The following is a 12,318-nucleotide window of genomic DNA, read 5'->3' as shown; positions in this document are numbered from 1 at the left end:
ACAGTCCAATATAAAAAATATAAACGGTCGGTCTTAACTCTTCAATCGCCCTATGAAAAAGATTTTAACCTTAATTTTGTCCATCATCCTACTAACCCCTGTATGGGGTCAGGATGTTCAGTTTTCGCAATTCTATGCGGCTCCGCTTTATCTGAACCCGGCTTTTACCGGTGCATCGGAACTCACTCGTATTGGTGCCAACTACAGGAACCAATGGCCCGGTCTTGACCAATCATTCAATTCATATTCAGCTTATATCGATCACTATATGTTTGATATCAATAGTGGTATAGGGATGATTTTCAATGGAAACAGAGAAAGTCAAGCTAGATTGAGCACCAACGAAGTTGGACTTACTTATTCCTATAGGCTTCGTCTTGGTTTTGATTCATTTCTAAGATTTGGTGGGCAGGCAAGTTATATTTCCCGAGATGCCTATTTTGGAGATTTAATTTATGGGTCTCAACTTGACATCCAAAGGGGTACAGTTGACGATTTCAGTGGTGAATTTTTTGGAGATGATTACAGGCACAGGTTTATGGACTACAATTTTGGAATGCTTTTTCATACCCAAACTGCATGGATAGGTATTTCAGGACATCACCTTACCCAACCAAACACTTCATTCATTGATGGGAATTTCAGCAGGTTGCCACTGAAGTTATCCGCCCATGGTGGAATAAAAATCGATTTGGGAGAGGGATTGATCAACAACTTTTACAGCAACTCCCGTCAGGAACGGGCAGTGATGCTTGCATTCAATTACAAACATCAGGATCCTTTCAATCAGTTGGATATCGGAGCCCAGTTTTTCATACAGCCTTTGGTAGTGGGTGCATGGTATCGGGGTTTTCCGGTAAAATACGCTTTACCGAACAACGAGGCAATTGTAGCCTTGGTAGGTTTGACCTTGGAAAGTGGATTGGATATTGGGTACAGCTTTGATATGACCATGTCAAAACTTGCTCTTAGGAGCTCAGGAGGGGCTCATGAAATATCCATTAGATATTCTTTCCTTTTCGGTGATCCCAATCAACGGAACAGAAGAAGTACCATTATTCCTTGCTTTAGATTTTAAAAATTTCAAATCAAAAATTCAAATAAGTCATTATTATAAGGCCTTGGTTGAACTGAAAATAATTCCTTCCATTTACCAATCTTCCAAACTGTACGGTCTGATTGAGATAACCGCCTTCAATCCTTGCAGTTTCTGAAAATCTGTATCCAGCCAATAACCCAATCCTGTTTTGGTCAAATACATTTTGGTTTACATTTTTTCCAAATCCGATAAAAATCTCATCATAAAAAGCCAGGTAAGGCTCATGATTGTCCAATGTGTTTCCCTTCAAAGGAATATCCATACGAAACATATATCTCATCCTGTTCATATACACATACTCATCATGGCTTGTCGCATTGGGGTCCAAGCTTCTGCCTACCCATCTTTGTTCCAACATAAATCGATGTGAAAGCCCTAATTTCCCAATTGGATTGGTAATCGTGATCATTTGATAAATTCTATGTTCAGGAAATCTGATTGCGTTTCCTGCGAGTGGTTCAGTGCCATAATTAAATGTATCTGCAAAAGCATAACCCACCCTGGCAACTACTTGTGGATGAAGTTTATAATTTATACCTGTCCTATAAAGATTCTGCTGAGGTGCAGATACTATATCTATCCTTCGCCATTGAAACTCCCCATGAACACTCCATTTATCATCAAGTTTGTAATTCATGAAGAAGGCATACCATCCAATTTGATTATTTTCACTGTCTCTGTCGTTCTGGGAAAATGCCCTTTGATTTATAAATAATAAAGCAATAAGTATGATTGAAGAAATGGAAAATGCTTTTTTCATTTTTTTTAATCTAGATTTTGGGCAAACTTACGGAAGCAATAAAGGTGAATTTGTGCGTTTTATCACCTTTTTATTTGTGAACGGATCCGCTATGAATAATAGCAGCGCCTATGTCCTTCATCTGCTCTAGCGCAATATCATAATCATTTGGATGAATATTAACAGCTTTTGTGGCATCAGAAATAAGAAAAGTTTTAAAACCTTCCGCGACAGCATCAAAAACAGTGAACTTCACACAGTAATCAGTTGCCAATCCACAAATAAAAACCTCTTTTATTCCTTGGGTTTTCAGATAATCTGAAAGACCTGTATCACCTTGTTTGTTATTGTCAAAAAAACCACTGTAGGAATCAACAAGCGGATTTGAGCCTTTTTGAAAGATTGCTTTCCAATTATCTCTTTTGAGATCTTTATGAAACTCAGCCCCAAATGAACCCTGTACACAATGTACCGGCCACAGGATCTGATTTATACCGTTCAAGTCAATGAACTCCCCTATTTCTTTCCCTTCATGATTGTCAGCAAAACTCCCATGATTTGAGGGGTGCCAATCTTGGGTAGCCACTATAAAATCAAATTCCTTTTGTAAATCATTGATGATGGGTATGATTTTATCCCCATCCTTTACCGCTAAGGCTCCTCCGGGAAGAAAATCATTTTGGACATCGACTATTATTAATGCTTTTGTTTTCATGGCAAATGAATTTAGAAACTATAACCTGTTTTCAAAATTGTGGATTTTTGCTGGAATGACAAGAGGAAAGTTCAGATGCCTTATGAGGCCAGGTTTACCCTGTCATCAAAATGTGATAAAATGAGACTGGATTTAACACCCCGGATTTTAATTTTTTACAATAATTTCAGAGAACAATAGACCCCAAATGCATTCAGTTATCCAACTCTAAAAATAATATGGTTGGCCCGAAACCATATCCTATTCCTAGATTTTAATGATTAAACCAAACCAGATTATCAGCCAAAATCAGAACTATTTTCTTTGGATATCAGTTGATAAAGCTGAATGACAACTTAAAAAAATAAAATTATCATGGAAATAACCAGAAAAGCAAAAGAGGAATTAGAAGCTCGTATTGAGAAAATTGAGGGATTTATAGCTAAGAAAGGCTTGGGTTCTACTTATTTGCAAAAAGCCCAAAAAACACAAAGAAATCTCAATCTGGCTATTGTTTTAGGAGGCATAATCTTGATTGCAGGTATCGCCATTTGGATGAATGGAGAAGATAAGGAAGGATAAAAGTCGAAATCTAAAGTCTTTCTGTTTAAATTTTTGTTACAATTGCGCCACAATCAATCCGGCAATACTTTTAACTTGAAGAAAATCTGATTTCAGGGCAATGCTATTTGGATGTGTATCTGTAGAGACCACTTTTTCAATTACCCCAGATGATTGAATTCTGTTCAGCGCATCATTGTTGAACAAGCCATGTGTGGTGATGGTATAAATTTTCTTGGCGCCGGCAGCTTTGTAAGCTTTGGCAGCATTGATCAACGAGCCACCTGTCCTTACCATATCATCATAAATTACCACGTCTTTGCCTGCCACATCAGCAGAGATACTGGTCACTTCGGTTTCTTCTCCCGAAATTCTTCTTTTAAACACGAAGGCTGCATTTACCCCCATTTCATTTGCGAGTGATTCTACCCATTTGGCCCTGCCAGCATCAGTACAGGCCATAACAAAACCATCATCCGCCAATTCTCTTGCTGCTTTGACTACAATAGGTTTACAGTATACATGGCTGATTAATGCCTGACCTTCAAAGTAATGCGGAATTCCTTCTGAATGAAGGTCAAAGAAAATAAAATAATTCCCCAAACTGGTCCTGGGTAATGAGGAAAACATCACCGCTCTGGATTTTGCAGTGACCACCTCCCCTATTTTCACAGCCCTTTCCATGGTGCTATAGCCAAAATATGGAAATATGATTCTGATTGACCTTGCCCCATACTTGATTAAAGCATAAGCCAAATCATATATTTCCAAGGTATCACTGTCTGAAATCGTACCGCCGATCAGGACTACATCTCTACCGTTGACTGCTGTCAATATCCTTTGGTATCTTTCCCCGTCAGGAAATTTCTTGACTTCTATTTCTCCGCTTTCAAAATCTCCCAAACGAAGGACTTCATCTTTGATATATTTGTAATCCGGAATGCTAAATATTACTTTCTTCTCCGTCATAATTCTTCATTTTAAAAACCAAATCAGTCCTTAGTTGGTAGAGGTTTTCTTCTAAGCCTACAGGATATACATGGGGATTGATCAACCGTTTATGGGCTTTGTCAAATAAATTCAGATTCCTCTGCGCATTTTCTTTAATCTGATCCAGGTTTGGTCTTTCATATACCTTTTGACCCGCAATAAAGATAGGCTTTAAGAGTTTATCCTGCTCCAAGCCCTTGGTCATGATCTTCTTTCTTTTGGTTGGATCAATTGGATCAATAATGGTAAATGATGTTTTTGAAAGGTCTTCTGTTTCTAAATAAATCATATCAGCAACAGCTTTCCCATTTCGGATAAAGCGAATGGCATTATGTTCTCCTGGAATATTGATTTTGATGGATTGTTGGGAAACCTTGACTTTAGGTTCCCAGTCTCCATCTTTGTTTTTGATGGCAGAAAGTTTGTAGACCGCCCCTAAGGCAGGTTGATCGTAGGCGGTTACGAGTTTGGTACCTACGCCCCATACATCTATGGATGCCTCCTGAATTTTCAGGGAAGAAATAATTTGCTCGTCCAAGTCATTTGAAGCGACAATTTTTGCATTGGGAAATCCTGCCTTGTCCAGCATTTCCCTAGCAATATTACTGTAATAGGCCAAATCACCGGAATCGATTCTGATTCCCAACATTTCCTTGCCTTTTTCCCTGAGAATTTTTCCAACTTCAATGGCATTTTTTATTCCGTTGATGGTATCATAGGTATCCACCAAAAACACACATTTATCCGGAAAAGCATCAGCATAAGCCTCAAAAGCTTCTAATTCAGTATCAAAAGACATGATCCAACTGTGGGCATGTGTTCCAGAGACAGGTATTCCAAAAAGCTTTCCGGCCATGACATTACTGGTAGCAGAACAGCCGCCAATGTATGATGCCCTACTGGCAGCCAAGGCACCATCAATCCCCTGTGCCCTTCTCAGGCCAAATTCAAGTACTGAATCCCCCTTGGCAGCATAGGTAATTCTGGCTGCTTTGGTTGCTATCAAGGTCTGAAAGTTCATGATGTTGAGCAAAGGTGTTTCCAATAACTGACATTGAATCAATGGACCCGTCACTTTTACCATCGGGGTATGTGGAAAAACCACCGTACCCTCTTCCACTGCTTCCAAGTCACATTGAAATTCCATTTGCTCAAGATATTCAATGAAATCAGGTTCAAAAGTGGCAGTTCCATCTCCGTTTTTCATTTGTGCCAAGTACTCCAAGTCATCCTGATCAAAATGGAAATTTCGACAAAAATCAATAACATAATCAAGACCGGCTGCCAAAGTAAATCCACCCTGAAATGGATTCTTACGGAAAAAAAGGTTAAAAACTGCCTCTTGTTCTGCCTTCCCGGATTTCCAATAGGCATAGGCCATCGTCAACTGATAGAAATCTGTCAGGAGTGCCAATGAACTCTGATAAAGGTCTTTTGTGATTTTCATGTAGAATACAATACAAAATTTATAGTCTTCAAATTTACTGTTTACTTTCTTAATCCTTTCTTACTTGATATTTTTTATCCGACTTTTGGAAAATCCAAGACCATTGGAACAAATTTGGAAAATGTAACCGCACTACTTAAAAATATTTAATATTACTCCCATGAGCACCAATGCCATACCGAAAAACACCACCAAACTGTACGTTTCCCCAAAAATAAAAAATCCAAAGCCTAGGGCATAGATAATACCTACATAACTTAAACTTGCCACTTTGGACAGTTGTGCATTTTGGTAAGCTAAAGTCATAAAATATTGCGCAAATTGCGTCAATAAGCCTACTGCCAATAGAATCACCCAATCCCAACCAGATGGCAAAACCCAAAAATAATAGCTTGCCACCGCTGCAATGGGTATTGTTATCAAGGGGAAATAAAACATGATCACCAAAGGATGCTCCGTGGTATTGAGTTTTCGGATCACATTGTAAGCTACACCCATGGCCAAAGAGGCTATCAGGGCAATACTCAGATCAAAGGTAGATATTCTGGGGTCGAATCCTTCGATGACAATAACACCAAGGAACGAAACACCAAAATATAAAAACTGCCTTGCCTGTACTTTTTCCTTAACGATAAATATTCCCAGAATGGTAGTAAATACTGGTGCAAGATAATTCAAGGTAACTGCACTCGCCAATGGGATATTCTGTAAGGTGTAAAAAAATGCCATGAGCCCAATTGAACCAGCGATACCTCTGATGATCAGGAGTTTTTTATTGGAACCAAGAACCGGGAGATTTTCTTTCTTCAATAAAATATAGGTCAAAACCAAACTGAATACTGAACGGAACAAAATAATTTCGATAGCAGGAATATGCGGTATCAATTTTACCGAAACATTCATCAGGGAAAATAAAAACCCTGCCAAAAGCATGTGCTGAACACTTTTATTATTCAAAATTGAGAGCTGATTTAAGATTCAAAACTAATTATAAAATGACAAGTACATGATTAACCCCTCAAAATTTAATCATGCAATCAGGAATATTTTTATAAACAATTAGGTTCCCAAAATGTATCATTAGTAGAAGTGATTTTAGTAATGACTTAATCTAGGATTCGCCTGACAGGCATGTTTGTTGTAAATCTTAAATCTTAAATCTCACATGGCTCTCAAAGTAGGAAAAAAAGCACCGGATTTTACATTACCATCCACAAGTGGTAAAAAATTCACATTATCACAAGACTGTAAAGGAAAAGCCTGCATCATTTATTTTTATCCAAAAGATTTTACAAAAGTATGTACTGCAGAAGCCTGCGATTTTAGAGATCAGTTTGGGGCCTTCCGAAATCTCGATGTGCCGGTAATTGGAATCAGCAGAGATGATATTCAGACCCACATCAAATTCCAAAAAGAATATAATTTACCCTTTGATTTGCTCAGTGATGAAAAAGGGAATGTTTGTAATGCTTATGACGCCCTCATCCCATTGATTCGAGTTCCAAAAAGAATTACCTATTTTCTGGATAGAGAACATGTAGTAAGGGCTGTTTTCTCTGACATATTCGCGTCCAAAGCACATGTGGATGAAATGATCAAAAGACTTCAATTAGAAGAATCCAAAAAATTAACCAATTCCTGATCCGCTTTCAATTCTGAAGATTTTACCATCCTGCATTACCAGCATCCTGTCGGCCATTTTGGCCAATTCCTGATTGTGGGTCACAATCACGAAAGATTGGCCAAACTCTTTTCTCAGGTCGAAAAACAGTTTGTGAAGTGCTTCAGCACTTTTGGAATCAAGGTTGCCACTGGGTTCATCCGCAAAAATAATCTTCGGATCGTTGATCAATGCCCTGGCCACGGCAACTCTTTGCTGTTCTCCTCCAGATAATTCAGACGGTTTATGGTCCAATCTTGAAACAAAACCCAACAAGTCTGCCAGTTGTCTTGCCCGATTCTTGAGATCCGCAGGTTTCCTGTTGGCAATCAAACCGGGAATCATGATATTTTCCTCTGCAGTGAATTCCGGAAGCAGATTGTGGAATTGAAAAATAAATCCTATCTCATTGTTCCTGAAATCAGCCATTTTATCACCTTTCAGTTTGGTGACATGCGTATCTGCTATCCATACTTCACCGTTATCTGCCTGGTCCAATGTACCCAAAATATGTAAAAGCGTACTTTTTCCAGCCCCTGAAGCTCCTACGATAGACACCACTTCTCCTTGACCAATGTTGACGTCAATTCCTTTGAGTACATGTAAATCTCCGTAGTGCTTGTGTATTCCTTTTGCAGTTAACATATTTTGAGTTAAAGAGCACAAATATAAAATTTCATTCCCGTGCAATTTCAGAAAAGACATTTATTTACCAAAAAGAGCAGAGGTTAATTTGAAAAATAAGCTGGTAGCGCTTAACTTCGGGCAAAAATTTTCATACGGATGAATATACACGAATATCAAGCTAAAGAACTTTTGAAAAGCTATGGGGTGAGAATTCAGGAAGGCTTAGTAGCCAATAGTCCTGAGGAGGCGCTCGAAGCAGCTAAGAAACTCAACGCATCAACAGGAACCTCTTGGTTTGTCATAAAAGCTCAAATCCATGCGGGTGGTAGAGGAAAAGGTAAAGTTCAGGAAACAGGCTCAAATGGAGTTGTCTTGGCTAAAAGTTTGGAAGATGTTCCAACCAAAGCAGGAAATATTCTAGGCGGTACTTTGGTAACCATTCAGACAGGTGAAGAAGGAAAAAAAGTAAATAAAGTGCTTGTAGCTGAGGATGTTTATTATCCTGGAGCATCAGAACCAAAAGAATATTACCTCTCGATTTTGTTGGACAGAGCCAAAGGATGCAATGTGATCATGGCTTCAACAGAAGGTGGAATGGATATTGAAGAGGTTGCAGAACATACCCCGGAAAAAATCATTAAGGAATGGATTGATCCTAAATTGGGACTTCAGGCTTTTCAAATAAGAAAAATAGCATTTAAGCTAGGACTGGAAGGTACGGCTTTCAAAGAAATGGTGAAATTCATTTCCTCACTATACAACGCTTACATAGGCTCAGATTCTTCTCAATTTGAAATCAACCCTGTATTGAAAACCTCGGATGATAAGATCCTTGCAGTAGATGCAAAGGTGAATTTGGATGACAATGCCCTGTTCAGACACAAAGACCTAGCAGAGCTAAGAGATTTAGCCGAAGAAGATCCGTTGGAAGTAGAAGCTGGCAAATCAGGCCTGAATTATGTAAAATTGGACGGAAACGTAGGTTGCATGGTAAACGGAGCTGGATTGGCGATGGCTACTATGGATATGATTAAGCTTTCAGGCGGTGAACCAGCAAACTTCCTTGATGTAGGTGGTGGTGCAAATGCAACTACAGTAGAAGCCGGCTTCAGAATCATTCTACAAGATCCTAATGTCAAAGCCATTCTGATCAATGTTTTCGGTGGTATTGTGAGATGCGATAGAATAGCCAACGGTGTAGTGGAAGCCTACAAGTCTATCGGAGATATTCGGGTTCCTATCATTGTAAGACTTCAAGGAACCAATGCCGAAGAAGGCGCAAAAATCATAGATGAATCCGGTTTGAAAGTTTCTTCAGCAATTACACTGAAAGAAGCCGCCGAAAAGGTCAGATTGGCAATCTCTGCCTGATTTGCTGCCATTGGATAAGCGCGCGTAGTTCAACTGGATAGAATATCGGATTTCGGCTCCGAGGGTTGAGGGTTCGAATCCTTCCGTGCGTACTTAAGCCCTGGAATATTTCCAGGGCTTTTTTTTGAATGATTTTTATCATCTTTTTGACTGATTTCAAATAGGATTAAACCTTTAATTTTTAGGTACATTTGTGGAAAGCAAAACCAAAATTCCAAAGCCATGAAAAAGATACTCGTTCCCACAGATTTCTCTAACTGTGCTTCAGCGGCAGAGAACTATGCATTTTCTTTAGCAAAAAAGGCCGATGCCGAATTGGTCTTCCTTCATATCATCATTACACCTGTAAACTGGTCAAAACTCAATAAAGAACAGGAGGATTTGTTCCCTGACACTAAAAAAGCCATAGCAGAAGCAAAAGCCAAACTCAATGAACTCATCAAAAAAGCAAAAGAGAAAGGAATACTTTCCAGTAAATTATTGATTTATAATAGCGGAAATACTAAAATCCATGAATTTGTAGCTTCCGAAAAAATAGACCTTGTCGTGATGGGTTCTCACGGTCAATATGGGTTTAAAGACCACATGCTCGGAACAAATACTTATAGTATGCTTCGAAGATCAAAAGTTCCTGTTGTGGTCGTCAAGGAAAAAACTGTAAAATCAACATTAAAAACGCTTGTGGTTGCCACTAATTTAAGAGAGGAAACAGGAACCTCATTCAAGACCATTGAAAAAATTGCGGAGATTTTAGGGGTCAAAATACATATGGTGTATGTCAATACCCCGACGTATTTCCTTGAAACCAATGACATACGTCACCTGGGTAACGAATACCTGAAAGAGTTTGCGAACTATAGCCACGATATTACTGTGATAGATGCTTTTAAAGAAGAGAGGGGCATCCTTCAATTCGCAGAAAATCTTAATGCTGATGGTATTGCAGTCATAACTGCCGGAAAATCTGATCTCATGCAGTATTTCTCTCCAAGCATTACCGAAAACCTCATTTCTATGACCGATCTGCCGGTCATCAGTATCAGAAAATAGAATTCAGATCTTAAAACGAGCCCAGAATAACTTTAAAGGCAATCCTTCAAATGGATTGCTTTTTTCTAAATAAAAAAGCAGGAGAAACTCTCCTGCCCTTTTTATGAAAACTAAACCAACTATTATTTAACTACCACAATTAGAACAAAAATAGTACATAAATATAAAATTCAAAATTTTTACGAAAAAAGGTGTACAAATACCTACTTTTTGTTGTCTACTTTGTACAAAATACCTAAAGCAAGGGCCTGACTAAACTGAATCCCTGATGTCATGTCTATATCATAGACATTGATACTTGTAAAAGTAACATCAACATATCTTGTAATTTTGGCTATAAGGGTAAGGTCAAGCCTATGATCAATTGTTTTTGGAGTTATCGTTTCCAAATTGGCAAACATCTGGTATCTGGAATTTAGCGTAAGATTATCACTAAACTTTTTATTCCATGTCATAAATACCTGAAATGCCAACCACTCAGTTCTTAAAGTCTGCCCGGCAGGAACTCCATAATTCTCTGGGACATTATTGATAATGTTTGTATTGGTCACGAAAGTAAATCTTGGAGAAAACGGTGCCAATCTCAATGCAAATTCTTCATTGGGCTTGTATTCAAATCCAAAACCTGAGGTGATGAAAGCAGGTGAGAAAAAACTGGAAATCAAAATGGGTTCATCTACTGAATAATCAAACCCATCTGTGAATTGGGTAATAAAATTAAGTGATGCGAAATATCCCCATTTATCATTGATTTTATAACCTACCTTAGAATCAAAAAATATCCTGTCATTGGATTTACGGAGTTCCTGACCCTCATTTTTGACTAAACCATAAATAAATTCAGCTTGATTGTCCCAACTGAATCTATCCTTAGCGTAATTGGCTTTGCCTGAGGCAATAGAACCAAATGCAATGGAACTCACCCCCCCCGCTTTCCAATTGCCCGAAAAAGCGGCCTGATTGAAATTTAAACCCACGCTGAATTCTGAATCCCAATAAGTGGTGTCTTGGACAGCTTCCTCTAATTGCTCTACTAACTCTTCTACATCCTGTGCAAAAGATACCTGATACCAACTAATCAGTAAACAAAGTGTAAATAATTTTTTCATTTCTTTTTTTTAAAATTAAAACCAGCATCAAATTAAATAATAAAAAAATAAAAAAATAAATTGAAAAAATATTAAAAAGTAATTTTTTTAAAGGTTATCTGCTTCATTCCCGGAAGCTCTATATGCTACCACAAACAGATTGGAATCCAGATAGCTATTGGGACGAAGACGGAGGTCTGATATACCGGGCAAATTTATATCCTGGCGAAAATTATAGGGATTTCCATTTTACTGACATTTTTGCATTCATACATGATTAATTTTAACCAAAATTTAAAGTCAAAATAATTGGTTTCATTCTGTGTCTAATTTCATGTTTTCGGCCAATCCAAATCTTTTTTGGTGGAAATAAAGTTTAAATAATTGATCATCCAATTCGTTAATGATAAAAAATAAAATGAAAAAATATTTTCGTATTTTAATACTACCGCTAATCATCTTGGGGAGTTCTTGTAGTTCCATTGAGATCTTCAAAGAAAACACGGAATTCAGACCCTATAAAAAGTATTTAAGTTTTGTGATTTTAAACAAAGAAATCGGGCACAAGGGATTTAATGACGATTATCTTGATGTCATGGTTTCCGATCGCATTCAAAACCAACTTGAAAGTCGCGGATTGGTTTATGAAAAAGAAAATCCCGAACTTATCATCCGGTACACTTCAAATGAGGATTTACGTCAGAAAGAAATATACAATAATCTTTATCCTATGTGGGGAGGAAGAATCTGGGACCCGTGGATGTACGATCCAAGGTTTATGAACCAAAGAAACATGACATCTACCCGTAACTATGAACTTATGCAAGTTGTAGTGGATTTCATTGACCCCAAAAATGATAAAATGCTGATGCGACTCACCGCAGTTTCTGAGGTAAGTAGTCAAAAAGAGAAAAACAGAAGAGCACTCAAATCAGTAGATAAAATCATCCAAACTTATCAAGAACACATCAATTAATTTAGTTGTATTTACC

General features: G+C 38.0%; 13 protein-coding genes and 1 tRNA gene. 7 read left to right on the top strand and 7 right to left on the bottom strand.

Features of this window, described 5'->3' with window-relative positions; genetic code table 11:
- Window positions 1-52 precede the first annotated feature (52 nt).
- Complete coding sequence (locus HMJ38_RS11555) at window positions 53-1,078, top strand: PorP/SprF family type IX secretion system membrane protein (protein WP_194974561.1); 1,026 nt, start codon at window positions 53-55, stop codon at window positions 1,076-1,078.
- A gap of 10 nt (window positions 1,079-1,088) precedes the next feature.
- Here HMJ38_RS11555 and HMJ38_RS11550 read toward each other — a convergent pair whose 3' ends face one another.
- Window positions 1,089-1,859 (bottom strand): DUF2490 domain-containing protein, encoded by a 771-nt coding sequence (locus HMJ38_RS11550; protein WP_194974560.1) that lies wholly within the window; start codon window positions 1,857-1,859, stop codon window positions 1,089-1,091.
- Between the two features lie 70 nt (window positions 1,860-1,929).
- Window positions 1,930-2,553: a bifunctional nicotinamidase/pyrazinamidase gene (pncA, locus tag HMJ38_RS11545; RefSeq protein ID WP_194974559.1), complete on the bottom strand. Its 624-nt coding sequence runs from the start codon at window positions 2,551-2,553 to the stop codon at window positions 1,930-1,932.
- Between the two features lie 354 nt (window positions 2,554-2,907).
- Between pncA and HMJ38_RS11540 the strand changes: the two genes are divergently transcribed.
- On the top strand, window positions 2,908-3,114 hold the full coding sequence (locus HMJ38_RS11540; protein ID WP_194974558.1) for a hypothetical protein: 207 nt from the start codon (window positions 2,908-2,910) through the stop codon (window positions 3,112-3,114).
- Between the two features lie 36 nt (window positions 3,115-3,150).
- On the opposite strand, the gene prs is transcribed toward HMJ38_RS11540, so the two are convergent.
- The 3 genes from prs to HMJ38_RS11525 all read right to left on the bottom strand — a co-directional run bounded on the left by prs (window position 3,151) and on the right by HMJ38_RS11525 (window position 6,463).
- The gene (gene prs, locus HMJ38_RS11535) at window positions 3,151-4,062 is read right to left on the bottom strand and encodes a ribose-phosphate diphosphokinase (protein WP_194974557.1); all 912 of its coding nucleotides are present in this window, start codon (window positions 4,060-4,062) and stop codon (window positions 3,151-3,153) included.
- A complete protein-coding gene (locus HMJ38_RS11530) occupies window positions 4,037-5,530 on the bottom strand; it encodes a nicotinate phosphoribosyltransferase (protein ID WP_194974556.1) in 1,494 nt (497 codons plus the stop codon). The genes prs and HMJ38_RS11530 overlap by 26 nt, the downstream gene beginning before the upstream one ends.
- 132 nt (window positions 5,531-5,662) lie before the next feature.
- Complete coding sequence (locus HMJ38_RS11525; protein ID WP_194974666.1) at window positions 5,663-6,463, bottom strand: DMT family transporter; 801 nt, start codon at window positions 6,461-6,463, stop codon at window positions 5,663-5,665.
- 232 nt (window positions 6,464-6,695) lie between these two features.
- On the opposite strand from HMJ38_RS11525, the gene HMJ38_RS11520 reads away from it, so the two are divergent.
- Window positions 6,696-7,172 carry a peroxiredoxin gene (locus HMJ38_RS11520; RefSeq protein WP_194974555.1) on the top strand — a complete coding sequence of 159 codons (477 nt, stop codon included), beginning with the start codon at window positions 6,696-6,698 and terminating at the stop codon, window positions 7,170-7,172.
- Here HMJ38_RS11520 and HMJ38_RS11515 read toward each other — a convergent pair.
- A complete protein-coding gene (locus tag HMJ38_RS11515; RefSeq protein WP_194974554.1) occupies window positions 7,158-7,835 on the bottom strand; it encodes an ABC transporter ATP-binding protein in 678 nt (225 codons plus the stop codon). The genes HMJ38_RS11520 and HMJ38_RS11515 overlap by 15 nt on opposite strands.
- Before the next feature lie 138 nt (window positions 7,836-7,973).
- Between HMJ38_RS11515 and sucC the strand changes: the two genes are divergently transcribed.
- The 3 genes from sucC (at window position 7,974) to HMJ38_RS11500 (ending at window position 10,238) form a co-directional block, all read left to right on the top strand.
- Window positions 7,974-9,188, top strand: coding sequence for an ADP-forming succinate--CoA ligase subunit beta (gene sucC / locus HMJ38_RS11510; RefSeq protein ID WP_194974553.1), 1,215 nt, complete (start codon window positions 7,974-7,976; stop codon window positions 9,186-9,188).
- Between the two features lie 18 nt (window positions 9,189-9,206).
- Window positions 9,207-9,280: transfer RNA gene (locus tag HMJ38_RS11505), tRNA-Arg, on the top strand.
- A gap of 130 nt (window positions 9,281-9,410) precedes the next feature.
- The gene (locus HMJ38_RS11500; protein ID WP_194974552.1) at window positions 9,411-10,238 is read left to right on the top strand and encodes a universal stress protein; all 828 of its coding nucleotides are present in this window, start codon (window positions 9,411-9,413) and stop codon (window positions 10,236-10,238) included.
- A 203-nt stretch (window positions 10,239-10,441) separates the two neighbouring features.
- Here the strand turns inward: HMJ38_RS11500 and HMJ38_RS11495 are convergent, their stop codons facing one another.
- The gene (locus tag HMJ38_RS11495; protein WP_194974551.1) at window positions 10,442-11,347 is read right to left on the bottom strand and encodes a DUF3078 domain-containing protein; all 906 of its coding nucleotides are present in this window, start codon (window positions 11,345-11,347) and stop codon (window positions 10,442-10,444) included.
- Between the two features lie 397 nt (window positions 11,348-11,744).
- Between HMJ38_RS11495 and HMJ38_RS11490 the strand changes: the two genes are divergently transcribed.
- Window positions 11,745-12,302: a DUF4136 domain-containing protein gene (locus HMJ38_RS11490; RefSeq protein WP_228780015.1), complete on the top strand. Its 558-nt coding sequence runs from the start codon at window positions 11,745-11,747 to the stop codon at window positions 12,300-12,302.
- Window positions 12,303-12,318 lie beyond the last annotated feature (16 nt).

This window comes from Aquiflexum lacus (assembly GCF_015476655.1).
GTDB lineage: Bacteria > Bacteroidota > Bacteroidia > Cytophagales > Cyclobacteriaceae > Aquiflexum > Aquiflexum lacus.
This window is presented reverse-complemented; position numbering and strand designations above follow the sequence as displayed.

Bases quoted from the DNA above. Each gene is read 5' to 3' on its own strand.
- HMJ38_RS11500 (WP_194974552.1), top strand. From the start codon at position 9,411: ATGAAAAAGATACTCGTTCCCACAGATTTCTCTAACTGTGCTTCAGCG.
- HMJ38_RS11495 (WP_194974551.1), bottom strand. From the start codon at position 11,347: ATGAAAAAATTATTTACACTTTGTTTACTGATTAGTTGGTATCAGGTA.
- HMJ38_RS11555 (WP_194974561.1), top strand. From the start codon at position 53: ATGAAAAAGATTTTAACCTTAATTTTGTCCATCATCCTACTAACCCCT.
- sucC (WP_194974553.1), top strand. From the start codon at position 7,974: ATGAATATACACGAATATCAAGCTAAAGAACTTTTGAAAAGCTATGGG.
- pncA (WP_194974559.1), bottom strand. From the start codon at position 2,553: ATGAAAACAAAAGCATTAATAATAGTCGATGTCCAAAATGATTTTCTT.
- HMJ38_RS11540 (WP_194974558.1), top strand. From the start codon at position 2,908: ATGGAAATAACCAGAAAAGCAAAAGAGGAATTAGAAGCTCGTATTGAG.
- HMJ38_RS11515 (WP_194974554.1), bottom strand. From the start codon at position 7,835: ATGTTAACTGCAAAAGGAATACACAAGCACTACGGAGATTTACATGTA.
- HMJ38_RS11530 (WP_194974556.1), bottom strand. From the start codon at position 5,530: ATGAAAATCACAAAAGACCTTTATCAGAGTTCATTGGCACTCCTGACA.
- HMJ38_RS11520 (WP_194974555.1), top strand. From the start codon at position 6,696: ATGGCTCTCAAAGTAGGAAAAAAAGCACCGGATTTTACATTACCATCC.
- prs (WP_194974557.1), bottom strand. From the start codon at position 4,062: ATGACGGAGAAGAAAGTAATATTTAGCATTCCGGATTACAAATATATC.
- HMJ38_RS11525 (WP_194974666.1), bottom strand. From the start codon at position 6,463: ATGCTTTTGGCAGGGTTTTTATTTTCCCTGATGAATGTTTCGGTAAAA.
- HMJ38_RS11490 (WP_228780015.1), top strand. From the start codon at position 11,745: ATGAAAAAATATTTTCGTATTTTAATACTACCGCTAATCATCTTGGGG.
- HMJ38_RS11550 (WP_194974560.1), bottom strand. From the start codon at position 1,859: ATGAAAAAAGCATTTTCCATTTCTTCAATCATACTTATTGCTTTATTA.